Source organism: Streptomyces sp. B93 (genome assembly GCF_018070565.1).
GTDB lineage: Bacteria > Actinomycetota > Actinomycetes > Streptomycetales > Streptomycetaceae > Streptomyces.
The window spans coordinates 199,185-222,419 of sequence record NZ_JAGPXL010000006.1 but is presented as its reverse complement, the minus strand read 5'-3'; the positions used below and the strand labels follow the sequence as shown (position 1 = coordinate 222,419).

At 71.7% G+C, this 23,235-nt stretch carries 25 protein-coding genes; 11 read left to right on the top strand and 14 right to left on the bottom strand.

Features of this window, described 5'->3' with window-relative positions; genetic code table 11:
* Nucleotides 1–66 precede the first annotated feature (66 nt).
* On the top strand, nucleotides 67–930 hold the full coding sequence (locus tag KBY47_RS08685) for a GntR family transcriptional regulator (protein ID WP_210920380.1): 864 nt from the start codon (nucleotides 67–69) through the stop codon (nucleotides 928–930).
* Here KBY47_RS08685 and KBY47_RS08680 read toward each other — a convergent pair.
* Both KBY47_RS08680 and KBY47_RS08675 read right to left on the bottom strand, forming a co-directional pair.
* Nucleotides 927–1,907 (bottom strand): hypothetical protein, encoded by a 981-nt coding sequence (locus KBY47_RS08680; RefSeq protein ID WP_210920379.1) that lies wholly within the window; start codon nucleotides 1,905–1,907, stop codon nucleotides 927–929. The genes KBY47_RS08685 and KBY47_RS08680 overlap by 4 nt on opposite strands.
* A gap of 87 nt (nucleotides 1,908–1,994) precedes the next feature.
* Nucleotides 1,995–2,774, bottom strand: coding sequence for an HAD family hydrolase (locus tag KBY47_RS08675; protein WP_210920378.1), 780 nt, complete (start codon nucleotides 2,772–2,774; stop codon nucleotides 1,995–1,997).
* Between the two features lie 277 nt (nucleotides 2,775–3,051).
* Here KBY47_RS08675 and KBY47_RS08670 point away from each other — a divergent pair, with 277 nt between their 5' ends.
* A complete protein-coding gene (locus KBY47_RS08670; RefSeq protein ID WP_308405088.1) occupies nucleotides 3,052–4,122 on the top strand; it encodes a phosphotransferase in 1,071 nt (356 codons plus the stop codon).
* A gap of 16 nt (nucleotides 4,123–4,138) precedes the next feature.
* On the opposite strand, the gene KBY47_RS08665 is transcribed toward KBY47_RS08670, so the two are convergent.
* A complete protein-coding gene (locus KBY47_RS08665; protein WP_210920376.1) occupies nucleotides 4,139–5,002 on the bottom strand; it encodes a nitroreductase/quinone reductase family protein in 864 nt (287 codons plus the stop codon).
* A gap of 228 nt (nucleotides 5,003–5,230) precedes the next feature.
* On the opposite strand from KBY47_RS08665, the gene KBY47_RS08660 reads away from it, so the two are divergent.
* Nucleotides 5,231–5,740, top strand: coding sequence for a hypothetical protein (locus KBY47_RS08660; RefSeq protein WP_210920438.1), 510 nt, complete (start codon nucleotides 5,231–5,233; stop codon nucleotides 5,738–5,740).
* Here KBY47_RS08660 and KBY47_RS08655 read toward each other — a convergent pair.
* Nucleotides 5,715–6,602 (bottom strand): NAD(P)-dependent oxidoreductase, encoded by an 888-nt coding sequence (locus KBY47_RS08655; RefSeq protein ID WP_210920437.1) that lies wholly within the window; start codon nucleotides 6,600–6,602, stop codon nucleotides 5,715–5,717. The genes KBY47_RS08660 and KBY47_RS08655 overlap by 26 nt on opposite strands.
* Nucleotides 6,603–6,689: 87 nt before the next feature.
* Between KBY47_RS08655 and KBY47_RS08650 the strand changes: the two genes are divergently transcribed.
* Nucleotides 6,690–7,028: a helix-turn-helix domain-containing protein gene (locus tag KBY47_RS08650; RefSeq protein ID WP_210920375.1), complete on the top strand. Its 339-nt coding sequence runs from the start codon at nucleotides 6,690–6,692 to the stop codon at nucleotides 7,026–7,028.
* A 70-nt stretch (nucleotides 7,029–7,098) separates the two neighbouring features.
* On the opposite strand, the gene KBY47_RS08645 is transcribed toward KBY47_RS08650, so the two are convergent.
* On the bottom strand, nucleotides 7,099–8,208 hold the full coding sequence (locus KBY47_RS08645) for a MerR family transcriptional regulator (RefSeq protein WP_308405087.1): 1,110 nt from the start codon (nucleotides 8,206–8,208) through the stop codon (nucleotides 7,099–7,101).
* Nucleotides 8,209–8,472: 264 nt separating this feature from the next.
* Between KBY47_RS08645 and KBY47_RS08640 the strand changes: the two genes are divergently transcribed.
* A complete protein-coding gene (locus KBY47_RS08640; RefSeq protein ID WP_210920374.1) occupies nucleotides 8,473–9,051 on the top strand; it encodes a hypothetical protein in 579 nt (192 codons plus the stop codon).
* Nucleotides 9,052–9,062: 11 nt separating this feature from the next.
* Here KBY47_RS08640 and KBY47_RS08635 read toward each other — a convergent pair whose 3' ends face one another.
* The 3 genes from KBY47_RS08635 to KBY47_RS08625 form a co-directional block, all read right to left on the bottom strand.
* Nucleotides 9,063–10,016 carry an RNA polymerase sigma-70 factor gene (locus KBY47_RS08635; RefSeq protein WP_210920435.1) on the bottom strand — a complete coding sequence of 318 codons (954 nt, stop codon included), beginning with the start codon at nucleotides 10,014–10,016 and terminating at the stop codon, nucleotides 9,063–9,065.
* A gap of 113 nt (nucleotides 10,017–10,129) precedes the next feature.
* A complete protein-coding gene (locus tag KBY47_RS08630; RefSeq protein WP_308405086.1) occupies nucleotides 10,130–11,062 on the bottom strand; it encodes an NAD(P)-dependent oxidoreductase in 933 nt (310 codons plus the stop codon).
* Between the two features lie 154 nt (nucleotides 11,063–11,216).
* Nucleotides 11,217–12,089, bottom strand: coding sequence for a GNAT family N-acetyltransferase (locus KBY47_RS08625; RefSeq protein ID WP_210920372.1), 873 nt, complete (start codon nucleotides 12,087–12,089; stop codon nucleotides 11,217–11,219).
* Nucleotides 12,090–12,198: 109 nt separating this feature from the next.
* On the opposite strand from KBY47_RS08625, the gene KBY47_RS08620 reads away from it, so the two are divergent.
* The 3 genes from KBY47_RS08620 (at nucleotide 12,199) to KBY47_RS08610 (ending at nucleotide 13,878) form a co-directional block, all read left to right on the top strand.
* On the top strand, nucleotides 12,199–12,639 hold the full coding sequence (locus KBY47_RS08620; RefSeq protein WP_210920371.1) for a helix-turn-helix domain-containing protein: 441 nt from the start codon (nucleotides 12,199–12,201) through the stop codon (nucleotides 12,637–12,639).
* A 154-nt stretch (nucleotides 12,640–12,793) separates the two neighbouring features.
* Nucleotides 12,794–13,399, top strand: coding sequence for a hypothetical protein (locus tag KBY47_RS08615; RefSeq protein ID WP_210920370.1), 606 nt, complete (start codon nucleotides 12,794–12,796; stop codon nucleotides 13,397–13,399).
* A 152-nt stretch (nucleotides 13,400–13,551) separates the two neighbouring features.
* Nucleotides 13,552–13,878 (top strand): DUF2516 family protein, encoded by a 327-nt coding sequence (locus KBY47_RS08610; RefSeq protein WP_247694390.1) that lies wholly within the window; start codon nucleotides 13,552–13,554, stop codon nucleotides 13,876–13,878.
* Between the two features lie 51 nt (nucleotides 13,879–13,929).
* Here the strand turns inward: KBY47_RS08610 and KBY47_RS08605 are convergent, their stop codons facing one another.
* The 4 genes from KBY47_RS08605 to KBY47_RS08590 form a co-directional block, all read right to left on the bottom strand.
* Nucleotides 13,930–15,309 (bottom strand): PP2C family protein-serine/threonine phosphatase, encoded by a 1,380-nt coding sequence (locus KBY47_RS08605; RefSeq protein ID WP_210920369.1) that lies wholly within the window; start codon nucleotides 15,307–15,309, stop codon nucleotides 13,930–13,932.
* Between the two features lie 299 nt (nucleotides 15,310–15,608).
* Nucleotides 15,609–16,709 (bottom strand): C40 family peptidase, encoded by a 1,101-nt coding sequence (locus KBY47_RS08600; RefSeq protein WP_210920368.1) that lies wholly within the window; start codon nucleotides 16,707–16,709, stop codon nucleotides 15,609–15,611.
* A gap of 291 nt (nucleotides 16,710–17,000) precedes the next feature.
* Nucleotides 17,001–17,795, bottom strand: a complete 795-nt coding sequence (locus KBY47_RS08595; RefSeq protein ID WP_210920433.1) for a class I SAM-dependent methyltransferase — start codon at nucleotides 17,793–17,795, stop codon at nucleotides 17,001–17,003.
* Between the two features lie 163 nt (nucleotides 17,796–17,958).
* Nucleotides 17,959–18,534: a dihydrofolate reductase family protein gene (locus KBY47_RS08590; protein ID WP_210920367.1), complete on the bottom strand. Its 576-nt coding sequence runs from the start codon at nucleotides 18,532–18,534 to the stop codon at nucleotides 17,959–17,961.
* A gap of 239 nt (nucleotides 18,535–18,773) precedes the next feature.
* Here KBY47_RS08590 and mshA point away from each other — a divergent pair, with 239 nt between their 5' ends.
* Both mshA and KBY47_RS08580 read left to right on the top strand, forming a co-directional pair.
* On the top strand, nucleotides 18,774–20,114 hold the full coding sequence (gene mshA / locus KBY47_RS08585) for a D-inositol-3-phosphate glycosyltransferase (RefSeq protein ID WP_210920366.1): 1,341 nt from the start codon (nucleotides 18,774–18,776) through the stop codon (nucleotides 20,112–20,114).
* Complete coding sequence (locus KBY47_RS08580; protein ID WP_210920365.1) at nucleotides 20,107–20,610, top strand: YbjN domain-containing protein; 504 nt, start codon at nucleotides 20,107–20,109, stop codon at nucleotides 20,608–20,610. The genes mshA and KBY47_RS08580 overlap by 8 nt, the downstream gene beginning before the upstream one ends.
* On the opposite strand, the gene KBY47_RS08575 is transcribed toward KBY47_RS08580, so the two are convergent.
* Nucleotides 20,607–21,419, bottom strand: coding sequence for an AraC family transcriptional regulator (locus KBY47_RS08575; RefSeq protein ID WP_210920364.1), 813 nt, complete (start codon nucleotides 21,417–21,419; stop codon nucleotides 20,607–20,609). The genes KBY47_RS08580 and KBY47_RS08575 overlap by 4 nt on opposite strands.
* On the opposite strand from KBY47_RS08575, the gene KBY47_RS08570 reads away from it, so the two are divergent.
* Nucleotides 21,418–21,885 carry a DUF2000 domain-containing protein gene (locus KBY47_RS08570; protein ID WP_210920363.1) on the top strand — a complete coding sequence of 156 codons (468 nt, stop codon included), beginning with the start codon at nucleotides 21,418–21,420 and terminating at the stop codon, nucleotides 21,883–21,885. The two genes, KBY47_RS08575 and KBY47_RS08570, sit on opposite strands and share 2 nt — an antisense overlap.
* Before the next feature lie 10 nt (nucleotides 21,886–21,895).
* On the opposite strand, the gene KBY47_RS08565 is transcribed toward KBY47_RS08570, so the two are convergent.
* Entirely contained in the window at nucleotides 21,896–23,158 is a 1,263-nt protein-coding gene (locus KBY47_RS08565) for an MFS transporter (RefSeq protein WP_210920362.1), read from the bottom strand.
* Nucleotides 23,159–23,235 lie beyond the last annotated feature (77 nt).

Below are 23,235 nucleotides of genomic sequence, written 5' to 3'. Positions count from 1 at the left end.
CAACCACGGGGCCCGCAATCCGGTTGAGGGCGAGGGTTCGTCCCCGCGGATGGGTACGGTCCGCCCATGGGCATCTCAGGGCGGGCGGAACGTCCCGGCAGGGCGTCGTCCATGGTGGAGAAGGTCCTCCGCGAGCAGTTGGCGAACGGCACGTTCCGAGTGGGTCAGCCGCTGCCCCCGCAGCGACAGCTGGCCGACGAGTTCGGCGTCAGCCGCGACACCATCCAGCGGGTGCTGCGCAGACTGATCGACGAGAACTGGCTCCAGGCTTGTCAGGGCAGCGGCATCCGCGTCGTACGGGTGCCGGACGCCGACCGGGCCGAGCCAGGGCCGCAGACGCACGGCCGGGCCACCCTCGGGCCGCTTATCCACCGCGCCTTCGAGCAGCCCGAGGTGACCCTGGACACCTTTTCGCTGACCTCCGAGACACTGGTCAGCCACCTCAGGGTGCAGGCCGAGCGGATCGCGGCCGGGGAGATCACCCCCGCCCGCGTGCGGATGCGGATGCTGCTTCCCGCGGAGGAACCCCGGCTGGCCTATCCGGCCGCCCTGGCCCCCGACGACGAGCGGATCGGGGAGCGCTGGCGGGCGATGGCCCAGCGGTACGCCGGCATGGTCGCCGAACTCGTCGACGGCTTCCGGCGGTGGGGTGTGGACGCCGAGGTGGAGATCCGCCGGGTGGCGATGACACCGCAGTTCAAGCTGTACGTGTTCAACGACTCCGACATGCTGTTCGCCCCCTACGAGGTCGTGCGGCGCACCATCCCCGTCGGCGACGCCATGGTCCCCGCGCTGGACGTCCTCGGCCCCGGTCCCGCCCTCTTCGTGCACCACCGGGACGCTGACGGTCTTCCGGGCCAGGACGGCTTCTTCGCGGCCATGCGGGCCACCTTCGAGTCGTACTGGAACCATCTCGCCGTCGAGGGCTAACGGGCCCCCGGGGAGGGCGGGGCCCATCGGGGGTCCGTGATCACGGGTGTCGCGGGCTTGATGTACGCGAGCTTCTCCCAGAGGTTGCGGTGCCACTCCATGTGGTGCTCGGCGATCTCCTGGGTGGAGCGGGACTTCGAGCGCCGGTCCCATCCGATGATGCGCGCCTTGCCGTACCGGAGGCCGAAACCCGCGGTGTCGAGAATGCGGTAGGAGTCGTCCTGCCAGGTCATGGTGGTATCCACGATCCCGTACGGGGCGTAGAACACCTTCTCCTGATTGAGGATGTAGAACTTTCGCTCCGGTATCTGCGGAGACTCCCTGACCTCGCACGATATGGCGATCTGTGGATGCCTGCGGTGGACCTCGTCCAGGAGGCCCTTGAGCGCACGCCAGTTGGGTCTGGTGAACTCGTCGCGCATCCGCTGACGGTTCTCCAGGGAGTCGGCGAAGTGGACGGTCCCCTCCGGCGGTCTGTTCCCGGACGTCGCCGGGTCGAGGCGCCCCGGGAGACTCATCGGCAGGTGCAGATGGGCCACGATGATGCGCAGCGTCAGCTCCTGGGTGTGCACCTCCTCCTCGGCCATCCGTTGCAGCGGCTCCCGGAGCAGACTGACCAGCGTCTGCATGGTGAAGCCGGAGAAGTCGACGCGTACATGGCGTGCCTCGAACGCCTCCCAGAAGGGTGAACTCAGGTCGCTCACATTGGCGAGCACATAGACGCCGGACACCTCCTGCGGCTCGGAGTCGCTGATGGCGTCGAAGACGATGAGGGCGATGAGCGCGGCGAAGGAGCCACCCAGCAGCGGACGTCCTGTGAGCGCGTCCCCGAGAGGATCGATGATCTCGGCCGCGACCCCGAGGGCCGCGATCAGGACGAGCACCCATTTGACGGCCCGGGGCTTCCAGTCCCGGATCACCTGCCGTAGGCGCGCGACTCCGGACGGGCTGCCGTCGCCCGGTCCGCTGGGAGACACCTGAAACCCCCTGTGCTCACACCGCTGACGTGTCGCGGCTGCGCTCTCAGTCGATCTCCGTGGCGCCCACCATGATGCCCGGATCAACTACCCCGCGCCACAGGGGCGTTGCTCCCGTCGGCGCAGTGCCGTGGCCGCTTCGATCAAGGGCTTGTGCGAGTCGGTCACCCAGCCGGCGCCGTACCGCTTCATCGCGGCGGCCCGCTCCGTCGACCGTGTGTAGCCGAGGAAGCGGGCACCCGCTCTCTGCGCGGCCTCGAGATCGGTGAGCTGGTCGCCGATGAGGACGCAAGACCCGGGAAGCGCCCCCAGCTGCCGTGCCGCCCTCTTCACCGAGTCCGGGTCCGGCTTCATGTGTCGCAGTTCGTGAGGGTCGCGTCCGACGACCAGCTCTACCACCCGGCTGAGGTGGTGCTTCTCCAGGAACAACGAGATCGGACCGGCCGCGTTGTTGCTGACGATCGCGATGTGCGGCGGCTGGGGGAGACCGGCCAGGGCGTCGAGGAGATCGGCGCAGCCCTCGGTCGGTACGGCCGAGGCGGCCATTTCGTATTCGAACTGAGTGACGATGTCCTCGGCCTTGTCGAGGGCCGCGCGGTCGCGGGGGGCCGGTGCGGGCCGGTCGTACATGTCTCTGAGGAGCTGGAGGATCCCGTGGGAGTCCTCGCAGTCCTGCACGTCAGGGTCCAGCGGCCCCCATATGTCCGCCACCACCGTCTTGATCTTCCGGGCCACCGGCGCGGTCGAGTGGCCGTGGAACAGGTCGGTGACCGGTCCGTCGAAGTCGAGCAGCACCGCGCTCGTCTTGCGCAGGAGTGCGCTCAGGGTGTCGCGCCGGGGTTCTCGCCGGTCAGGTCCGTCGATCATCGATGCCCTCTCCGTTGCCCGCCCCAGTGTGCGGTCCCTGCCGGGGCGGCGGCCAGCACCGCAGGCCGTGGGCGTGGTTCCGGTGGGGACGGCGGGGCACCGAGCCCGTGCGCGGTGATCGGTTCCGGTTGCGGGACGTTTTCATCACGCGCGAGCGTCTTGGCCTGATCCGGATCGGCAAGGGAGTAGCGTGCTGCCACTTCTGTAACTTCTGGAAGGGCCCAAGGCGAAAGAACGGGCTATGGCATCCGCATCGGATCTGAGTGCTCAGTCGCGCTTGGCTGAGACTGGCGGAGACCTGTCGGCGGTCGAGGGACCGCTGCGGGGCTACCACCATGACACGTACGTATTCCCGCTCCTGGAGCCCTTGGGGGGAGCGCGATCGGGCCGGTGGAAGTGCCGGGAGCCGCGTTCCGACCTGCTCTGGTTCGACCGGCGGTGTTTCGACTCCGAGGAACGACTCCTCCAGGCGCTGGTGGGACGTGTCTCCGGCATCCCCGATGTCATCGAAGCGGGGGGCACCCGGCTGCAACGGTTCATCGAGGGGCGGACCCTGGGCGCACTGCACCCCTCGGGGCACCGCGTCCCTGAGGCGCTGCTCGACCAGATCATCGCCCTCTTCGGGGAACTGGTCGCCATCTCTGCCGAAACGCTTCTCGTCAAACGGCGCTGCGTCGCCGAGGACCGGCCGCGGGACGGTGACACCGACGGCTTCCTGGAACGCCTCATCAGGTTCACCGAGGAACGGGTCTACGCCAGGAACGCCGAGACGTTCAGCGGTCTCTTCGACGACCTCGGGGTGGACGGAGAGTCGTTCAAACGGCTCCGCAAGCATGTGCTCGGGTTGCGGGAACGTCCCTTCAGCTTCCTCCACGCGGATCTGCACCGGGCGAACTTCGTCGTCGATCCCCGGAAACGCCTCTGGACCATCGACTGGGAACTGGCCATGGTCGGTGACCCGCTCTACGACCTGGCCACCCACCTCCACCTCATGCGCTACCCCGCCGACCAGGAGGAACTGGTCGCGGACCGCTGGAGCACCGCCGTCGAGAAGGTGCGGCCCGGCGCCTCCCACGGTATGGCCCACGACCTTCCGCTGCTCGTCGGCTACAAGAGGGCGCAGTCCGTCTTCACCGACGTCATCCGTACGGCGCTGTCGCTGGCCGACGGCCCACCGCCCGACTGGCGTCGGTTCGCGCATGCCGCGGCGAAGCTGCACGGTGTGCTGCTGGCCGCCCGGGCCCCACTGGGGCTCGGGGCGGTTCCGACTCCGCGCGGGATCGTGGCGTCCCTCGTCCGCTGGCACCGCGGACACGGCCGGGGCCGTGGGGCGGCGCAGCGGACCTGAGGACAGGGGTGGCGGATCAGCGGGCGGTGGGTGCCTCCAGGAGGGGTATCAACTGTTCCTCCTCGTAGGTGAGGTGTGCCTCCAAGGCCGTGGTCAGGCGGGTGATCTCCGTGCGGGCGGTGGTGGGGTCGGCGGATGTCACCGCGTGGCGGAGGTCCTCGACGAGGGCGGCGATCTTCTCGTGTTCCTCGCGGAGGCGGGCCAGGGCGGGCGCGGCCTGTGGGTGGCGGTCGGCGAGGAACGGGAACAGACCCAGGTCCTCACCGGTGTGGTGGTTGTGCAGGCCGTGACAGAAGGTGAGGCAGTTGGCGCGGAGTTGGGCGCCGAGGGTGTCGGGGGAGGCGGTGCTCATCTCCTGCCGGATCAGCGCCAGTTCGCGGCGGAACGCGTCATGGACCAGCTTCACCGCCTCGCCCATGGAGCCCGCGTTGATGTTCGGCGGACCGTCCGGTGCGGTCTCGTACAGTGCGATCACCGGGATCACCCGTCGGGTCTTCTCCTGGTACGCCGCCCAGCCCGGGTCCGCCTCCACGGCCCGTGCGAACGCCTGGTCCCGTTCCTCGCCGGTCAGGACGACGGCGCGCGCCTGGTAGGTGAACACGCCGGTCTCGACGGTCACTTCGGGGTGTGCGCGGAGGTTGTGGTACCAGGCCGGGTGCTGGTCGGCACCGCCCGCGGAGGCGATGACCAGGACCCGGTCCGCGCCGTCGGGGAGGTAGCCGACGGGAGTGGTGTGCGGGCGGCCGGTGCGGGCGCCCTTGGTGGTCAGCAGGAGGAGGCGGGCGCCTTCGAAGTGCCCGCCCACGCGGCCGTGGTGGGCGCGGAACTCGTCGATGACGCACTGGTTGAACTCGTTGAACTGGATGGAGTTGTGGGACACGGTTCTCTCTCTGTCGCCGTTCGTACGTCCTAGGTGGATGGCACAGAGAAAAACGGCGGGCTTCTCGCCCTCCCCCAAGCTCTCGACTTCGCTCGAGCAGGGGGGACCCCCATCGACCTCACTCAGAGGCCGGGTACCCCACTCGCTCGCGGCCCGCGGCCGACCCGGCAGTCATGGGGAAAACGGTAGCGGGGGAGGGCGGAGAGGGGCAATGTCGTTTGTGTGGGTGTGCTGCTCTTCCTCGACATGGACGGGACGTTGATTCCGTTCGGTGGGCCCGGTCCGTATCCGGAGTACGGGGCCGGCGGCCGGGCGGCCGGCGCGCACCCGTTGCTGAGGCGCGTCGATCCGGCGCTCGGGGCGCGGTTGGGGGGCCTGGGGTGTGAGCTGGTGTGGGCCACGACCTGGCTGGACGACGCGAACGACCTCGTCGCGCCCTGGCTGGGACTGCCGTCGCTGCCGGTGGTGGAGTGGCCGGACCCGGGGCCGTCCGAGCCCGGTGAGTCGTACGGGTGGCCTTGTTCGCCGCACTGGAAGACCCCGGCCTTGGTGCGGTGGGCGGCCGGGCGGGCCTTCGTGTGGGTCGATGACGAGGTCGGTGAGGTCGACCGGGACTGGGTGGCAGTGCACCACCCCGCCCCGGCGTTGGTGCATCGTGTTGATCATCGGTACGGGGTCACCGGCGCGGACCTCGCGGTGGTGGAGGAGTGGCTCAGTGGCGGCCCAGGAGTTCGGTGACCCGGATGAAGCCGTCCGTGCCGTGGCCGAGGGCGATCGCGCGGCGGGCCTGGCCCTCGACGGTGCGCATCAAGCCCGCGTCGATGCCGTGCGCCTCGGAGGCGTGGACGATGTGGGCCATGGAGGAAGCCGCCGAGGTGATCGGGTTGAGGTCGCCGGAGTAGGTGCCGTCGTCGGCGTCGCCCGCGAACTCCTCGATCAGCGGGGGCAGGATCGCGGCGATGCCCTGGGCGAAGGGGGCCAGTTCCCGGCCGGTGATGCCCTCCGCGCGGGCCACCGCCAGGGCGTGCGCGTACCCCGCCATCGCCGTCCAGAAGAGGTCGAGCAGCGCGATGTCGTAGCCCGCTGCCCGCCCGATGTCCTCCCCGAGGTGGGTGTGGCTGCCGCCCAGCGCGTCCAGCACCTGCTTGTGGCGCAGATACAGCTCGCGCGGGCCGCTGTGCAGGAACACCGCGTCCGAGGTGCCGATCGTGGGGGCCGGGGTCATGATCGCGCCGTCGAGGTAGTGGACGCCGTGCCGGGCTGCCCAGTCGCCGGTGTCCCGGGCGCGGCCGGGGGTGTCGGCGCTCAGGTTGACGACCGTGCGGCCCTTCAGGGCGGTCGCCGTCTCCTCCTCACGGAGGATGGCGTCGGAGGCGTCGTAGTTCACCACACAGACCACCGTCAGCGCGCTCGCGCGGGCCGCCTCCGCTGCGGTCGGCGCGGCTGCCGCTCCCCGTTCCGTCAGCTCCCGGTCCCGGCCGGGGGTGCGGTTCCAGACGGTGGTGCGCAGCCCGGCGTCCAGGAAGGCACCGGCCAGGGCCCGGCCCATCGGACCCAGCCCGAGGACGGTGACGGCAGACTGGTCGTCGTACGTGGACATGGTGGACATGCTTGAACTCCCGTTGATCGCTGAACTGCTGAATCAATGCATTGCCGAATTGCTGCATTGCCGACAAAAGGGGTGAGGATGACGCGCGGCCGTGCCCAGGACCCGAACGTCTGTGGAGTGACCGCCGCGATCGCGGTGATCGACGGCAAGTGGAAGACCAGCCTGCTGTGGCTGTTGGAGTCCGGCCCGCACCGCCCCGGCGAACTGCGCCGGCGGCTGCCCGGCCTCAGCGAGAAGGTGCTGACGCAGGCGCTGCGCGAGATGGAGGAGGACGGTCTGGTGCACCGTGAGGTGTACGACGTCCTGCCGCTGAAGACGGTGTACTCGCTGACCCCGTTCGGCCGCGAGCTGTCCGAACTGCTGGGCCCCCTCTCCGACTGGGGCCACCGGCGTCTGGAGCGGCTGGTGGCCCGTTGATCGAACACGACCAGCGTCGCCCGGTGGCCGGGCGCTGCCAAGTACCCACTTTTTTGTGGGTAGGCGGGCCTCAGCCGGACGTTTCCAGCACGTCCGCCACCACGCAGCTGACGTTGTCGGGGCCGCCGGAGCGGTTGGCGCGGTCGACGAATTCGCGCACCGCCTGTTCGGGGTCGGCGACCGTGGAGACCACCTGGCGCACCTCCGCCAGCGGTACGACGGTGGACAGTCCGTCGGAGCAGAGCAGGTACCGGTCCCCGGCGCGGGCGTCCCGCAGCCGCAGCTCGGGCACTGCGGCGACGTCCGTACCGAGGGCACGCGCGAGCAGGGACCGCTGCGGGTGGGACGCGGCCTCCTCGGGGGTGAGGCGGCCGTCGTCGATCATGGACTGGACGAGGGTGTGGTCGTGGGTGATCTGGAAGAACCCACCGTCCCGCAGCAGGTACGCGCGCGAGTCGCCGATGTGGACGAGGGCCAGCTGCGAGCCCGTCCACAGCAGCGCCGTGAGGGTGGTGCCGACGTCTGCCGTCGACGGGTCGGCCGCGGCGACCCCGCGCACGGCCCGACCGGCCTGTTCGACGGCGTCCTCCAGGACGTTGAGCAGGCTGCCCGCCGGGACACCCTCGGAGTCCAGGCCGTCGAGCCGCTTGAGGGCGTCCACCGCGGCGGCGCTCGCGGGGGCGCCGCCCGGGCCGAACCCGTCGGCCACCGCCAACAGCCGGGAGTCCGCGTAGGCGGTGTCCTGGTTGCCGGGGCGGACCCGCCCGGTGTCGGAGAGCGCGGCGTACCGGATCTCCAGGGGCCGGGCCGACCGTGTCGTCGAGGTCATCAGGGGTTCCTTCCATGCCAGGTGGTCGATGAGGAAGGTGGCCAGCTCCCGGCGGGCGGCGACATCGGCCTCGACCTCGGCCCAGAAGGCCCGTACCTCCTGGGCCGCGGCACCGGGGTCGGGCGCCTCGCAGACGCGGCGGATGCGGGCCAACGGCATCCCCAGCCGCCGTAGCCACGCCACCAGGCGGGCCCGCTCCAGCTGCCGCGGCGCGTACAGCCGGTATCCGGTTACGGGGTCGACCCGGGCGGGTGGCAGCAGGCCAAGTTCGTCGTAGAGCCGCAGCGCCTTGGGCGACAGGCGTGCCGCCCTCGCGAACGCGCCGATGGTCAGCAGGTCCGTGCCGTCCACGCCACCGTCCTCGCCTTCCCCGCGGCCGTCTCCCCGGCCGTCGCTTCCTCGTGCCGGGCTGGTCGCCCGGTGCCACCGATGCTGCGGGCTGCCCCAAGGGCAAGGTCAACGCCCGGCGCCGAAGGCAATTGAAGTCGACGGGGGTGGTCGGGGTGCGGGATGCTCGGGCGGTCGTGGCGGTCGTGGCGGTCGTGGCGGTCGTGGCGGTCGTGGCGGTCGCGGGGGTCGCGGGGGCCTCGCCGGGCTGGCTGGCAGGAGGACGGGTTGAGCACGTCGTATCAGCGAAGGTTGCGTGAGCGCTATCTCGCCGTGCCCGAGATGCCCGCACCCGAGCCGTGGCGGCTCGTCGCCGGCGGGGAGATCGCGGTCGGCGGGCTGGTCGGCGTGGGATTCGCGGTCCATCCCGAGGGCGGGCAGGACATCGCGCTGGTGGTGTCCGGCTCGGGGCACGGGATGTTCGACACGGTCACCGGGGAGAGGATCGCCCGCGAGTACGACCCCGAGGCCGCGTACCCCGAGGGGGACGATCTGAGCTGCCCCGGGCTCGACCCGGTGACCGGCGTCCCGGTCCGCGTCGCCGGTCTCTACGGCGGCGGACTGCACACCACGGCACCGGGCGGCTGGACCGTGGACGTCGTCAGCCCCGACTGGCCCCACCACCGGGTGCTCCTCTCCGCCGGCGGGGGGCCGTACACCGGCGCGCCGGGCGAGAGCTGGTGGCACGTCCGGCACGTCGATGTCACCGAGCTGCGCGCCGCGGGCTTCTCGCCGTCCGGCCGGACGCTGGCGGTCGCCACCAGCGCCGGCGTCACCTTCTGGACGCGCCGTCCGGGAAGCCCGTAGCGATCGGTGGGTCAGGCCGGTCCGGGCTGCTGGCGCAGGACCTCCCTCGCCTCGCGGTTGACGGCCCAGGCGTCCGCGACCGGGCCCACGTGTCCGAGCTTGTCGGGGTTGACCACGGTGCGGATCGCCTGGATCCGGCCGTCGAGGATGTCGAAGGACATGGTGTTGATGACCTTGCCGTCCCGGTCGCGGAAGACGGCGCCCGGCTCGCCGTTCACCTGGCGCGACTCCATCCTGCCGCCGATCTGCGCGAACACCGGGATGAGCGCGGTGAGCAGCCGTGCGACGTTCTGGGCGCCGTAGACGCCCTTGCGCAGGTTCGGGGCCTTGCCGCCGCTGTCGCCGACCAGCTGGACGTCGGCGGCGAGCAGCTCCCGCAGGCCGTTCATGTCGCCTTCCCGGAAGGCGCCGATGAACCGCTCGGCCAGCTCCTCGCGTTCCCTGCGGTCGGCGTCGAAGCGGGGGCGGCCCGCCTCCATGTGGCGGCGCGACCGGACCGCGAGCTGGCGGCACGCCGGTTCCGAGCGTCCGACGGCCGTCGCGATCTCCGGGAAGCCGAACCCGAACACCTCCCGCAGCACGAACACCGCCCGCTCCAGCGGGCTCAGCCGCTCCAGCAGGAGCAGCGCGGCCATCGACACCGAGTCGGCGAGTTCCGCCGAACGCTCCGGGTCGTCGTAGGGGTCGGTCAGCAGCGGCTCGGGGAACCACGGTCCGACGTACTGTTCCCGGCGGACGCGGGCCGACCGCAGGACGTCGATCGAGATCCGGGTGACCACGGCCGAGAGGAAGGCCTTGGTCGACTTGGGCGGGGTGGCGGTGGCCTCCCAGCGCAGCCAGGTCTCCTGCACCGCGTCCTCCGCCTCGCTGACGCTGCCGAGGATGCGGTAGGCGATCGCGAACAGCAGCGGACGCAGCTCCTCGAACTGTTCGGTGCGGGTGGGGGTGGGGGCGTCGTCGGTCATGGTGGTCTCGGTCATGGTGGTAGGGGTGGTCGTCGTGCCGGACGGGTGCGACGTGCCGGACGTGCTGCCGGTGCCGGACGTTTCGGCGGCACCGCGGTTCATGCCGGTACGGGTCATGCCAGCCCTTCCTCGAAGCCCTGTCGCCAGGACGGGTAGCGCAGCTCCCAGCTCAGTTCCCACTTTGCCTTGACGTTGGAGAAGCCGCGCCCCTCGGTCATCTTGATCGCCGTCACGTCCCCGGCGAGCATCCGGGCCACCCAGGTCGGGACCCGCATCGGCGGCTTGGCGCCGACGCAGGCCGCCAGGTGGGGCAGCCACTCGCGGGCGGGTGCCGGTTCGTCGTCGACGATGTTGAACACGCCCCGCGCCTTCTGTTCGACGGCCAGGACGGTGGCGTGCGCGGCGTCGTCGAGATGCACCCACGAGCTGTGCCCGGCACCGTTCCCGACCAGGGGTAACTTCCGTTGGCGTATCAGTTCGACCTGGTCGTCGGAGGCGCCGGGGCCGTAGAGGGCGCCGTAGCGCAGGGCGGCACCTCCGGCTCGTACGACGGTGTCCTCGACGTAGCGGATCGCCAGGGCCGCCTCGTGCGCGGCGGTGCCCTCGTGCAGGTCCAGGGGGTCGCTCTCGGACTTCACCCAGCCGCCCTCGCGGACGCCGTTCCAGCAGGCCTGGCTCTGCGCGACGACATGGGCGACGCCGGTCGCCTCGGCGGCGGCCAGCAGGTGGTCGGTGCCCTCGGTCAGCAGGCGGATCGCGAGGGCGGACCAGTGGTCGAGGTGCCTGAGGCCGGTTCTGTCGCCGGGCGCTGGGGAGCGGGGGGTCATCTGGTGGGCGATGACGTCCGGCCAGGCCTCGGCGACGGCTTCCCCGACCGACATGGCGTCCAGCCCGTCCATCACCAGGGCGTCCGCCCCCAGCCGGTCGAGCAGGTCCAGCTCGGCCTCGTCGTGGGTGGTGGCCGTCACCTGATGGCCGCGGGCGACCAGTTGGGGCACCAGCCGCCGCCCGAGCACGCCGGTCCCACCCGCCACAAAGACCCGCACGACTCTCACCCGCCCGTCTTCGTCATGACACCTCGATCCCGGAGACGCTTCCGGTACCGAGACGAGACTGACCCCCGTGGGTGTGACATGGCCAGCGCCTTCGACCGGCTCTCGACCGGTCGCGGGGCGCCGGGCGGGTGCCTCCGGTTCACGGTCACGGTGCGGGCGGTGCGAACTCGTACGCCGCCCAGTCCGCGATCCGTACGAAGCCGAGGCGCTGGTAGAGGGCGTTGCTGGTCGGGTTGGCGGCGTCCGTGAACAGCACGACGTCCGTCGCGCCCTCCGCCAGCACGGCCCTGACCGCGGCGACCGTCGCGGCGCCCGCGTAGCCGTGTCCGCGCAGGTGGGCCGGGGTGTAGACGGGGTCGATCTGGACCATGCCGGAGATCATCGGGTTGGCGCCCGCCAGGGAGACGGGGGTGCCGTCGGGCGTCTCCCAGAACGTGTAGCGCTTGTCCGCGAAGCGGGTGTCGGCCCAGGAGCCGGCATCGATGGTGACGTCCTCCCCGACGTCCGCGGCGAACCCCCGGCAGAAGGCCATGAGCTGCTCCAGGTCCCCCTCACCCACGGCCCGCCCCCGTCCCGCCGGGAACGGCTCCGGCGGGGTGAGCGTCCCGAGGCGGTACAGGTGGAGCCGGACGCGGAGGGTCGCCGTCGCGCCGCTGTGCCGCCGCCAGGCCCCGGCGAAGGCGGCGGCGGTGTCCTCGTCCGCGCCGACGGAGGGGAGCGTGGTCCCGAGGGCGGCCAGGTGGGCGGCGAGGGCGTCGGCCTGTCCGGGGGTGAGAGGGCTCAGGCCCAGACCGAGACGGGGCGGGGTCCGCAGGAACGTGGCCAGGACCCTGCCGCCCTCCTCAAGCCGGCCGAGGACCGGCGCCTGGGGTCCGTACGCGGCGGCCCCGCGGGTACGCAGTCGCTCGGTCCACGTCAGCTGCATGACGTGCGGGGCGGGCCGTGAGCGCAGGAAGTCCCCGGCCCGGGCGAGGAAGTCGTCGACGTCGTCGGTGAGGTGCCAGCCATCCGGTCGCATGGCTTCATGATCCTCGGCCCGCGTGGGTGGCCTGTGTTTTTGAGCCAGCCGGGCAACTTTTGCAAGCGGCTGCTTGCAATTGTTAGCAAGGGTGGGGCAAGGTGGACGTATGGCATCGCTCAACGTCGGCAATCTCGGTGAGTACCTGCGCGAGCAGCGGCGCAACGCGCAGCTGTCACTCAGGCAGCTCGCCGACGCCGCCGGGGTGTCGAATCCGTATCTGAGCCAGATCGAGCGCGGGCTGCGCAAGCCGAGCGCGGAGGTCCTCCAGCAGGTCGCGAAGGCGCTGCGGATCTCCGCGGAGACGTTGTACGTGCGCGCGGGAATCCTGGACGCGGAGCGGGACCGGGACGAGGTGGAGACGCGCGCCGTCATCCTCGCCGATCCGACGCTCAACGAGCGGCAGAAGCAGGTGCTGCTCCAGATCTACGAGTCCTTCCGCAAGGAGAACGGGTTCGAGACCGCCGGAGCGCATGACGCCGACACCGGCGCCGGGGTCGAGGGCGACCTCGGCGGCGATGCCGAGCCGCGGGAGCCCACGGCCGGTTGATCCGGTTGGTCCGATTGATCCGAGGGGGACGACGACGGACGACGGGCGGGCGGCGACCGCGGGGGAACAGAGAATCCGGAATGAACCGTACGAGCGGTACGAACCGCATGAAGCGGAACGAACCGCAAGAAGAGGATCCAGGAGGATCACCACGATGGCCATCGCCGACGATCTGCGTAAGACCCTGAGTGACCCGAAGCCGTTCTACTTCGCCGCCGGTACCGCCGACCTCGCCCTTCAGCAGGCCAAGAAGGTGCCCGGCCTCGTCGAGCAGCTGCGCACCGAGGCGCCGGCCCGTTTCGAGGCCGTGCGCAACACCGACCCGAAGGCGGTCCAGGAGAAGGCGACCCACCGCGTCAAGGAGACGCAGGAGACCCTCCAGACCAAGGTCGGGGAGTTCTTCGGCTCCCTCGACACCGACCTGAAGAAGTTCGGTGAGAACGCCCAGGACCTCGCGCTGCGCGGGGTCGGCGTCGCCGCCGAGTACGCCGTCAAGGCCCGGGAGACCTACGAGAAGGTCGCCGAGCACGGCGAGCAGGCCGTGAAGCAGTGGCGTGGCGAGGCCGCCGAGGAGATCGAGGAGCTGGCCATCGCCGTGGAGCCGAAGGCCGAGCCCGTCGAGGTGAAGGAGGAGAAGCCGGCCGCGGTGAAGTCCGAGGCCGCGGTGAAGTCCGAGACTCCGGCGAAGAAGACCGCGGCCCGCAAGACCCCGGCCGCCCGCAAGGTCACCGCCAAGAAGACCACGCCGCCCGCCAAGTGATAGCGGGGGTGTCCGGCGTCACCCGGACAGGTGAACGGTCACGGGTCGGGCACTAGTGAGGTGTCCGACCCGTTGTTCGGGTAGCGGGCCGGGATGTGCGGGTACGGTGACCGCGTAAGGACGAGCCGAGTCGGGTGGTGGACGTTGTGCTGATGCAGGGGTTCGCAGGGTTTGTGGGACTGCTGTTCCTGGCCATGCTGGTGCTCGCGGTGGTGGCCCTCTTCATGGCCGCGGTGGCTCGCGAGGACGCTTACCGCGCCGCCGACAAGCAGAACAAGAAGTTCTGGTTGATCATCCTGGGTGTCACCGTGATGGTGAACCTGTTCGTGCCGATGATCTTCCTCCAGATCGCGGGCCTGATCGCCACGATCGTCTTCTTCGTGGACGTCCGCCCCGCTCTCAAGCAGGTGTCCGGCGGCGGCGGTCGCCGCGGCTCCAGCAGCGACGGACCGTACGGCCCGTGGAACGGAGGCCGCTGACCAGCCCCTCCGGCTGACAGCGGAGCACGGGGCCGGTGAGCCCGCGTCCTCTCACATGCCCCGGTCCAGCAGCAGTACCGCCACATCGTCCGTCAGCTCGCCGCCGTTGAGTTCGCGGACCTCGTTCACCGCGGCGCGCAGAAGCTGCTCGCCGCGCAGGCCCTGGGACAGCTGGCGGCGGATCATGTCCACCATGCCGTCCTGGCCGAGCCGCTCACCGCTGTCGCCGACGCGGCCCTCGATCAGACCGTCGGTGTAGAGCATCAGGCTCCACTCGGCGCCCAGCTCCACCTCCATGCGCGGCCAGCGAGCGCCCGGCAGCAGACCGAGGGCGGGGCCGTTGTTGTCGTAGGGGAGCAGTTGGGGCCGTCGGCCGGGGCGGGCGACCAGGGGGGCCGGGTGCCCGGCCAGATACAGGCCCGCGCGGCGGCCGTCCGGTGCGATGTCCACCGTGCACAGCGTCGCGAAGATCTCCTCGTCGGAGCGCTCGTGCTCCAGGACCTGCTGGAGGGTGCTCAGCAGCTGGTCCCCGCAGAGCCCCGCCAGGGTCAGCGCCCGCCAGGCGATCCGCAGCTCCACGCCGAGCGCCGCCTCGTCGGGGCCGTGGCCGCAGACGTCGCCGATCATGGCGTGCACCGTGCCGTCGGGGGTGCGGACGGTGTCGTAGAAGTCACCGCCGAGCAGCGCGCGGGAGCGGCCGGGGCGATAGCGGGCGGCGAAGCGCAGCGCGGAGCCGTCCAGCAGGGGCGTGGGCAGCAGGCCCCGCTCCAGCCGGGCGTTCTCCTGGGCGCGCAGCTTGCCCTCGGCGAGCCGCCGCTCGGCCGTGTCGGAACGTTTCCGCTCCACCGCGTAGCGGATGGCCCGGCTCAGCAGCCGTCCGTCCAGCTCATCGCGGAAGAGATAGTCCTGGGCGCCCACGCGCACGGCTTCCGCGCCGCGCTCGGCGTCACCGGAGGCGGTGAGGGCGAGGACGGCGTGCCGGGGCGCCAGCTCCAGCACGTGCTTGAGCGGGGCCAGCTCGTCGTCGCCGTCACCGGCGCGGCCCGGGGCGGGCAGCGCGAGGTCCAGCAGGATGCAGTGGACGTCGTCGGTGAGCAGCCGCTCGGCCTCGGTGAGGTTGCGGGCGGTGCGGACGCGGATCGGCTTGCCGGAGGAGTCCAGCAGCTCGGGCACGATCGTCGAGCCGCCCGGGTCGTCCTCGATGAGCAGCAGCGTGAGCGTGGTGCTGGTGGGGCTGGGGGCGGTGTGGGCGGTGTGGGCGGTGTCGGCGGGTTTCGTGTTGTTCTCGACCGTGTCTTCCTTGCGGGCTTCCTTGCGCGGGGCCTCGGCATCGGCCTGGGCGTCGGAGGGGCCGCCGACTGCGGACGCGGGCTGCGCCTGACCACTCTCCACGGCCGGGATCGCTCTCTGCCGCGGTACGGGTACGGGCATTGTCTTGGCTTCCTTCCCTCCCCCCGAGGGCACGGCAGGGCGAGGAACATCGACCTACCGACGGGGACCATAGCGGGTGTCGGCGCCGCAGCGGAATGGTGTGAGGCAGGTCGCTCGGCAGGGAGCCACTGTCATATGCCGCGATCCCTACCGCAGTTGGACAGGGTGGCACGGGGTCCGGGATGACGAAGGTCACGTCCGGGCGGGAGCGGTAAGGCCGTTCGGGGTGGAGTGGGTCACGTGACCGGAACCACAGGGGGGTTATGTCGGTTTCCGGCCACACGGGGGCGTATGCGACGTCACTCCGCCGTTTCGGTGCCCGGCCGGACCACGCCGAGTATCGGCATCGACCCGGCGCCCGCGATCGTCACCGACCGGCCGGGGCGCGGGGCGTGCACGATCGCGCCGTCGCCGACGTACAGGCCCACGTGGCTGGCGTCGTCGAAGTAGATGATGAGGTCGCCGGGGCGCATGTCCTCGACGGCGATGTGCCTGAGCTGCTTCCACTGCTGCTGGGAGGTGCGCGGGATGGCGGCGCCCGCCGTCGCCCAGGCCTGTGAGGTCAGGCCGGAGCAGTCATAGGACTTCGGGCCCTCGGCGCCCCATTCGTAGGGTTTCCCGATCTGGGCCGTGGCGTACGCGACCGCCTGCTTGCCCTGGCCGGTGGCCTCGGTGTCGATCTCGTCGAGGATGCCGGAGCCCAGCCAGGCGTTCTGCGCCTTGCGCGCGGCCTCCTGCTCCAGCCGGGCCAGGCGCTCCTTCTCCTCCTGCTCCAGCTCGGACTCCAGCTTCTCGGCCGCCGCGATGCGCTTTTTGATCTTCTTCTTGGCGGTGGCCTTCTCCTTGCGGTTGGCCTCCAGCTTCTTCCACTGCGTGGAGGCGTCCGCGGCGTACTGCTCCAAGTCCTGCTGGGTGCGGGTCATTTCCTCCATGACGTGCTTCGTGGCGCGCTCGCCCTGGAGGATGCGGCCCGAGCCGTCGAGGAACTGCCGCGGGTCGTCGCTGAGCATCAGCTGGGCCTCGGGCGGCAGCCCGCCGGTGCGGTACTGGGCGCGGGCCGCGGCGCCCGCGCGGTCCTTCAGCTCGTCCAGCTTCTTCTTGCCCTTGACGATCCGCTTGGCCAGCTCGACGATCTCCGCGGACTGCTTCTCGGCCTTCTCCTCCGCGGCGTTGTAGGCGTCGGTGGCGACGGCGGCGTCGTGGTAGAGCGCGTCGAGCTTCAGGCGGATCTCCTCAAGGTCCTTGCCCGGCGGGGGAGTCGGGACCGTGGGGGAGGCCGGGCCGGAGGTGGGTGTGGGCGCCGGGTCCGCGAAGGCCGTGCCGGGTGCCGCCGCCAGTACGGTGACCGCGCAGACCACGGTCACGGCCGCCGTGAGCAGGCTTCGCTTGCCCGTCCCCATCTCACTTCCCCCCAGCTGATTTACCGTCAGTAACTTACGGACGCCTGGGGGATCGTGCCATGTCGCGGCGGAAAACGACAGAGGCAGTGACTTGCTCCCCCCATTCCCACCCACGTACGACGATCCCCGTGTCTTTGTGACGAACGACTCACGGAGATCGTTCCCGCCAGGGCGCACCGCGAGGAGGCCAGTGGGGGAGCGGGGGGTTGCCCAGGGGCTACGGGGAGGGGGCGAGGGCTACGGGAGGGCGAGGGCTACGGGGAGGGGGCGCCGACCGCTGTGCGGCGGGCGTCAGCCCTCGCGCGGCGCCAACGCCGCCCACCGCACCGACACTTCGCCCTGCCGCCAGCGCACCGGGCCGTCCGTCACCGGCCAGTCGGCGGCGATGTCCCGTACCGCGCGGATCCAGCGCTGCCGGGCGCCGTAGGAGGCGTAGGGCGCGGCGGCGGCCCAGGCGCGGTCGAAGTCCCGCAGGAAGGCGTGCACCGGCTCGCCCGGCACATTGCGGTGGATGAGTGCCTTCGGCAGCCGCTCGGCCAGGTCCGAGGGGCGTTCCAGGGACCCCAGCCGGGTCGCGAAGGTGACCGTGCGCGGCCCCTCGGGGCCGAGGGCGACCCAGACGTGCCGACGGCCGATCTCGTCGCACGTCCCCTCCACCAGCAGCCCGCCCCGCGATCCCGTCGACGGGTCGGCGGGCGCCAGCCGCGCGCACAGCCGCCGCCAGACGGCGGCCACCTCGCCCTCGTCGTACTGGCGGAGCACATTGGCGGCGCGGATCAGCAAAGGCCGTCCGGGCACCGGCACCTCGAAGCCGCCGTGCCGGAAGACCAGGCCGTCCCGCTCGTACGGCCGGGCCGCGGCGACCCGGGTCGGCTCGATCTCGACGCCGACCACGCGCGCGTGCGGGGCGCTCGTGCGCAGGCGGGTGAGGAGTTCCACGGCGGTCCAGGGGGCGGCGCCGTAGCCGAGGTCGACGGCCACGGGGTCGGCGGCGCGGCGCAGCTCGGCGCCGTGCACGGCCGCGATCCAGCGGTCCATGCGGCGGAGCCGGTTCGGATTGGTCGTCCCGCGCGTGACCGCGCCCACGACCGGAGTCCCCTTGCCCGGGCGGACCCGGGGGCGGGGCAGGGGGGCGGCTGAGCGGGCGGTCACACGTCGAGGGTATGCGGTGGCGCGGGGGCCGAGGGTCGGGCAGATCGGTGGGGCCCTCCAGGGCGTGTGATCGCGCGGGCGTCGAGGTCCGGGCGGATCAGTGGAGGGTCGGCCGGTAGATCAGCTCCTGTGTACGGCCGTCGAGCGTCCGGGTCCCGATCAGCTCCAGGTCGAAGTCGGCGGCGCCCTCGAAGACCGGGTCGATCCCGGTGCGGCCGGTGATGACGGGGAAGAGCGTCACCTGCACCCGGTCGACCAGGCCGGCGGCCAGCAGCGCCCGGTTCATGGAGAGGCTGCCGTGCGAGCGCAGCGGCACCTCGGACTCCTCCTTCAGCCGGGCGACGACGTCGACGGCGTCCCCGCTCGCCACGGTCGCGTGCGGCAGGCCGGGGGCGCCGTCCAGCGTCGACGACACCACCGTGGTGGGCAGGTCCCGCATCCGGGTGACCCACGGGTCGGTGATGCCGGACCCCTCGGGGCCGGCGGCGAGCATGTCCGCGAACGCCCGGTACGTCCGGGCCCCGAGGACGATCCGTTGCTCCTCGCTGTACAGGGCGAGGCGGCGGTCCAGCAGCTCGGGGCCCTGCTTGCCCCAGTAGCCGGTCCAGTCGCCGCCCGCGGCGCCGTAGCCGTCGAGGCTGGAGAACACGTCGAAGGTGTAGGTGGCGGTCATGCCGTGCTCCTCGGGGTGTCGTCGCTGTCGTATCCGGTAGACCCGGAACCCCCCGGAAACTCATCGACACCGCCACGCGCCCACCACGCACCCCGCCCTCGAACGGTTGAGCGAAGCCTGGCAATGATTCGGTAAAGAACCGGCCGCGGGAAATGGAGCGCCCCCTTCCGGTGTTGCCCCCTACGAAGGGTCCCCGGGCACCCTCCGTCAGGCATGCCCACGGCGAGGAGGAACGGCACGTGAGCCAATACGTGAGCAGGCTCGGCCGGCGCTCCCCGGCGACGTCCTCCCGACTCAGGCTCGGCCACCGCCGCCCCCGCAGGGTGGCCATGCTCTCCGTGCACACCTCCCCGCTCCACCAGCCCGGCACCGGCGACGCGGGCGGCATGAACGTCTACATCGTCGAACTCGCCCAGCGCCTCGCCGCCCTCAACATCGAGGTCGAGATCTTCACCCGGGCCACCACGGGCGCCCTCCCGCCCACCGTCGAGATCGGCCCCGGCGTCCTCGTCCGGCACGTCGACGCGGGCCCCTACGAGGGCCTCGCCAAGGAGGAGCTGCCGGCCCAGCTGTGCGCTTTCACCCACGGCGTGATGCAGGCCTGGGCGGGCCACCGCCCCGGCCACTACGACCTGGTCCACTCCCACTACTGGCTCTCCGGCCACGTCGGCTGGCTCGCCGCCCAGCGCTGGGGCGTGCCCCTGGTGCACGCCATGCACACCATGGCCAAGGTCAAGAACGCCAACCTCGCCGACGGCGACACCCCCGAGCCCGCCGCCCGCGTCATCGGAGAGACCCAGATCGTCACGGCCGCCGACCGCCTCATCGCCAACACCACCGAGGAGGCCGCCGAGCTGATACGGCACTACGCCGCCGACCCGGCCAAGGTCGCCGTCGTCCATCCCGGCGTGAACCTCGACCGCTTCCACCCCGCCGACGGCCGTGCCGCCGCCCGCGCCCGCCTCGGCCTGCCGCAGGACGCGCTGATCCCGCTCTTCGCGGGCCGCATCCAGCCCCTCAAGGCGCCCGACGTGCTGCTGCGCGCGATCGCCGTCCTCCTCGACCAGCGCCCCGAGCTGCGCTCCCGGATCGTCGTACCCGTCGTAGGGGGCCCCAGCGGCAGCGGGCTCGCCAAGCCCGAGGGCCTCCAGAAGCTGGCCGCCCGCCTGGGCATCGCGGACGTCGTACGGTTCCGCCCGCCGGTCGGCCAGGAGCAGCTGGCGGACTGGTTCCGGGCCGCGTCCGTGCTGGTGATGCCGTCCTACAGCGAGTCGTTCGGGCTGGTCGCCATAGAGGCCCAGGCGGCTGGCACCCCGGTGCTCGCGGCGGCGGTCGGCGGCCTCCCCGTCGCCGTACGCGACAAGGAGACCGGCTTCCTCGTCCAGGGGCACGATCCGGCGGCGTACGCGCGCGTGCTGCGCGATTTCGCCGAGGCGCCGGAGCTGACGCGGCGCATGGGCGACGCCGCGGCCCGGCACGCCCGCTCCTTCGGCTGGGACACCGCTGCCGCCGCGACGGCCGACGTCTACACGGGCGCCCTGCACACCCACAGGCGTCGCGTACGCTCGCACCATGGGTGAACGCCAAGGTGCGGCGGCACGGGCCGTCGAGGAAGCGCTCAAGGACGCCGAGCTGGAATGGGAGTCCCCGGAGCCCGGCCACTACGTGGTGAAACTCCCCGGCACCCGCAAGCTGTCCACGACCGTCTCCCTGATCGTCGGCCGCCACTCCCTGTCGCTGAACGCCTTCGTCATCCGCCACCCCGACGAGAACGAGGGCGGCGTCCACCGGTGGCTCCTGGAACGCAACCTCAAGCTCTACGGGGTGGGTTACGCCGTCGACCCGCTCGGCGACATCTACGTCACCGGCAAGCTGCCGCTGGGCGCGGTGACGCCCGACGAGGTCGACCGGCTGCTCGGCCAGGTGCTGGAGGCCGCCGACGGCAGCTTCAACACCCTGCTGGAACTGGGCTTCGCCGGCGCCATCCGCAAGGAGTACGCGTGGCGCGTCTCGCGCGGCGAACCGACCCGCAACCTGGACGCGTTCGCGCACCTGACACAGCGCCCGGAGAACTAGGCGCTGTCCGACGGCCGCCGATGCCGGTAACGCCCCGGCGTCACCCCCACCAGCCTGCGGAAGTGCCGGGTGAGATGCGACTGGTCGTAGAACCCGGTGGTGACCGCGACGTCGCCCGGTGACCGCCCGTCGAGCAGCAGCCGCCGGGCGCGGTCGACGCGGCGGGACATCAGGTACTGGTGCGGCGCGATGCCGTAGGCGGCGCTGAACGCCCGTACGAGATGGGCGGGATGGGCCTGGAGACGCGCGGCGGCGGCCTCCAGCGCCACGCCCTCGACGACCCGCTCGTCGAGCAGCTCGCGCAGCCGCCGGGCGAGGACGGGATCACGCGACGGTGGCCGGCCGGCCGCCCTCGGCCGCAGATGGGCCCGCAACCGCTCCCCGACCAGCGTCAGCCTGCTCTCCGCCTCCAGCTCGTCGCCCGCCCGCGCGAGCGCGCCGTGCAACTGCCCGACCCGCCGTCGCAGCAGCGGATCGCGCAGGTCGGGGGAGTCCACCGCCGGGCCGATCAGATCCTCCCCGAGCCGGGAGGCGTCCAGGTACAGCACGCGCTTGCGGAAGCCGTCCGCGGTGGCGGCGGAGCCGTTGTGCGGGATGTGCGGCGGCAGCAGGGTCACCGTGTCGTGCGGGGTGCCGTGCTCGTGCCGGTCCAGGTCGTACCGTACGGCGCCGTCGTCGACGATCAGCAGCGTCCAGGCGTCGTGGACGTGCATCGGGTACGCGTACTCCGTGAAGCGGGCGTGGAAGACCTCCACGACACCGGGGACTCCGGGACGCCAGGCGGACACGGACTCCCGGGCGGCGGCCATGCAAAGAACGTACAAGACGCGGCCCGGCGGCGGTCGGCAGTCTCATTCCATGAGCACGCGATTCGACACCAAGATTGCCGTACTGCTGCGGGACGACCTGGAGACCTGGCAGCGCCTGAACGTCACCGCCTTCCTGGTCAGCGGCCTCGGCACGGCCGTCCCCGAGGTCGTCGGGGAGCCCTACGAGGACGCCGACGGCGTGCCGTACCTGTCGATGTTCCGGCAGCCGGTGCTGGTCTTCGAGGGCACCAAGGAGACGCTGACGACGGCCCACGCGCGCGTGCTGTCCCGCGCCCTGCCGCGCGCGCTGTTCACCTCCGACCTCTTCGCCACCGGTCACGACGCCGACAACCGGGCCGCCGTACGGGCCGTGCCGACCGCGGACCTCGACCTGGTGGGCCTCGCGGTGTACGGCCCGCGCAACGCGGTCGACAAGGTGGTCAAGGGCGCGCGGATGCACCCGTAGGCACGCCCTCTCAGGCGGTGCTGGTCTCGGCGGCGGGGACGGCCGTCCGCTCGACGGCGACGGTCTCCGCCTCCGGCTCCGGAAGCCGCCGCATCAGCGTCGCGTACCCGACCCCGGCGAGGGTCCCGATGACCGCGGACAGCCCCCACAGCCACTCCGCGCCGTACCGGTCGATGACGAACCCGGACAGCAGCGGCGCGACCAGCGCGGCCACCGACCACGACATCGTGTACATGCCCTGGTAGCGGCCCCGCCCGTGCACCGGGGAGAGCCGTACGACGAGACCGGTCTGCGTCGGCGCGTTGACGATCTCGGCGAGGGTCCACACGCACACCGTGAGCGCGATCAGCGCCACCGAACCGGCGAACGCGGTGAGGGCGAACCCGTACCCCGCGAGCAGCGACGAGACGACGAGCAGCCGCCGCGGGTCCCGGTGCTCGATGAACCGGGTGACGGGGATCTGGAGCGCGACGATCAGCACCCCGTTGACGGCGATCGCCAGCCCGTAGTCCGCGGGCGAGAACCCGGCCTGCCCCATGGCCACCGGCAGCGCCACCGACCCCTGCTGGAAGATCAGCGCGATGAGGAAGGACAGCCCCACGACGCCCATGAACCGCCCGTCGCGCAGTACGGTCCCCAGCCCCACGGGTACCTCGTCCGCCGCCTTCGCGGACTGCTCCGGCCGCGACTCGGGCAGCTTGAGGAAGACCAGCACCGCGCACACCAGCGTCATCGCGGCCTCGATCAGGAACCCGGCGAGATAGCTGCTCTCCGCGATGAAACCGGCGGCCGTGGCGGACACCGCGAAACCGAGGTTGATCGCCCAGTAGTTGAGCGAGAACGCCCGCACCCGGTCCTCGGGCCGGACGATGTCGGCCATCATCGCCTGCACGGCGGGCCGCGAGGCACTGGAGGCCGCGCCGACGAGGAAGGCGACCCCGGCGATGGCGACGGGATGCTCCATGAACCCGAGCAGCGCCACGGCCCCGGCGGTCGACGTCTGCGAGACCAGCAGCGTCGGCCGCCGCCCGAGCCGGTCGGCCAGCACCCCCGCCCCCAGCGACGCCACCACCCCGCCCAGCCCGTGCAACGCGGCGACCAGACCGGCGTACGAGGCGGAGTACCCGCGGTCGAGGGTCAGGTACAGCGCCATGAACGTCGCCACGAACGCGCCGAGCCGGTTGACGAGGGTGCTCGTCCACAGCCACCAGAACTCGCGGGGGAGCCCGGAAACGGTCTCGGACAGGGCACGTCTGAGGGAGGCAGGCGACATTCGGGGTTCCCCACGGTGTAAGCGAGTGTAAGCGGCACAGGCGGTAAGCACACCTTACGATTCACGAGCCGGGCCAA

What these genes read in the sequence shown, in the direction of transcription:
- KBY47_RS08685 (WP_210920380.1), top strand. Translation starts at nt 67, where the DNA reads ATGGGCATCTCAGGGCGGGCGGAACGTCCCGGCAGGGCGTCGTCCATG.
- KBY47_RS08675 (WP_210920378.1), bottom strand. Translation starts at nt 2,774, where the DNA reads ATGATCGACGGACCTGACCGGCGAGAACCCCGGCGCGACACCCTGAGC.
- KBY47_RS08655 (WP_210920437.1), bottom strand. Translation starts at nt 6,602, where the DNA reads ATGTCCACGTACGACGACCAGTCTGCCGTCACCGTCCTCGGGCTGGGT.
- KBY47_RS08650 (WP_210920375.1), top strand. Translation starts at nt 6,690, where the DNA reads ATGACGCGCGGCCGTGCCCAGGACCCGAACGTCTGTGGAGTGACCGCC.
- KBY47_RS08635 (WP_210920435.1), bottom strand. Translation starts at nt 10,016, where the DNA reads ATGACCGACGACGCCCCCACCCCCACCCGCACCGAACAGTTCGAGGAG.
- KBY47_RS08625 (WP_210920372.1), bottom strand. Translation starts at nt 12,089, where the DNA reads ATGCGACCGGATGGCTGGCACCTCACCGACGACGTCGACGACTTCCTC.
- KBY47_RS08620 (WP_210920371.1), top strand. Translation starts at nt 12,199, where the DNA reads ATGGCATCGCTCAACGTCGGCAATCTCGGTGAGTACCTGCGCGAGCAG.
- KBY47_RS08615 (WP_210920370.1), top strand. Translation starts at nt 12,794, where the DNA reads ATGGCCATCGCCGACGATCTGCGTAAGACCCTGAGTGACCCGAAGCCG.
- KBY47_RS08610 (WP_247694390.1), top strand. Translation starts at nt 13,552, where the DNA reads ATGCAGGGGTTCGCAGGGTTTGTGGGACTGCTGTTCCTGGCCATGCTG.
- KBY47_RS08605 (WP_210920369.1), bottom strand. Translation starts at nt 15,309, where the DNA reads ATGCCCGTACCCGTACCGCGGCAGAGAGCGATCCCGGCCGTGGAGAGT.
- KBY47_RS08600 (WP_210920368.1), bottom strand. Translation starts at nt 16,709, where the DNA reads ATGGGGACGGGCAAGCGAAGCCTGCTCACGGCGGCCGTGACCGTGGTC.
- KBY47_RS08590 (WP_210920367.1), bottom strand. Translation starts at nt 18,534, where the DNA reads ATGACCGCCACCTACACCTTCGACGTGTTCTCCAGCCTCGACGGCTAC.
- KBY47_RS08580 (WP_210920365.1), top strand. Translation starts at nt 20,107, where the DNA reads ATGGGTGAACGCCAAGGTGCGGCGGCACGGGCCGTCGAGGAAGCGCTC.
- KBY47_RS08570 (WP_210920363.1), top strand. Translation starts at nt 21,418, where the DNA reads ATGCAAAGAACGTACAAGACGCGGCCCGGCGGCGGTCGGCAGTCTCAT.
- KBY47_RS08575 (WP_210920364.1), bottom strand. Translation starts at nt 21,419, where the DNA reads ATGGCCGCCGCCCGGGAGTCCGTGTCCGCCTGGCGTCCCGGAGTCCCC.
- KBY47_RS08565 (WP_210920362.1), bottom strand. Translation starts at nt 23,158, where the DNA reads ATGTCGCCTGCCTCCCTCAGACGTGCCCTGTCCGAGACCGTTTCCGGG.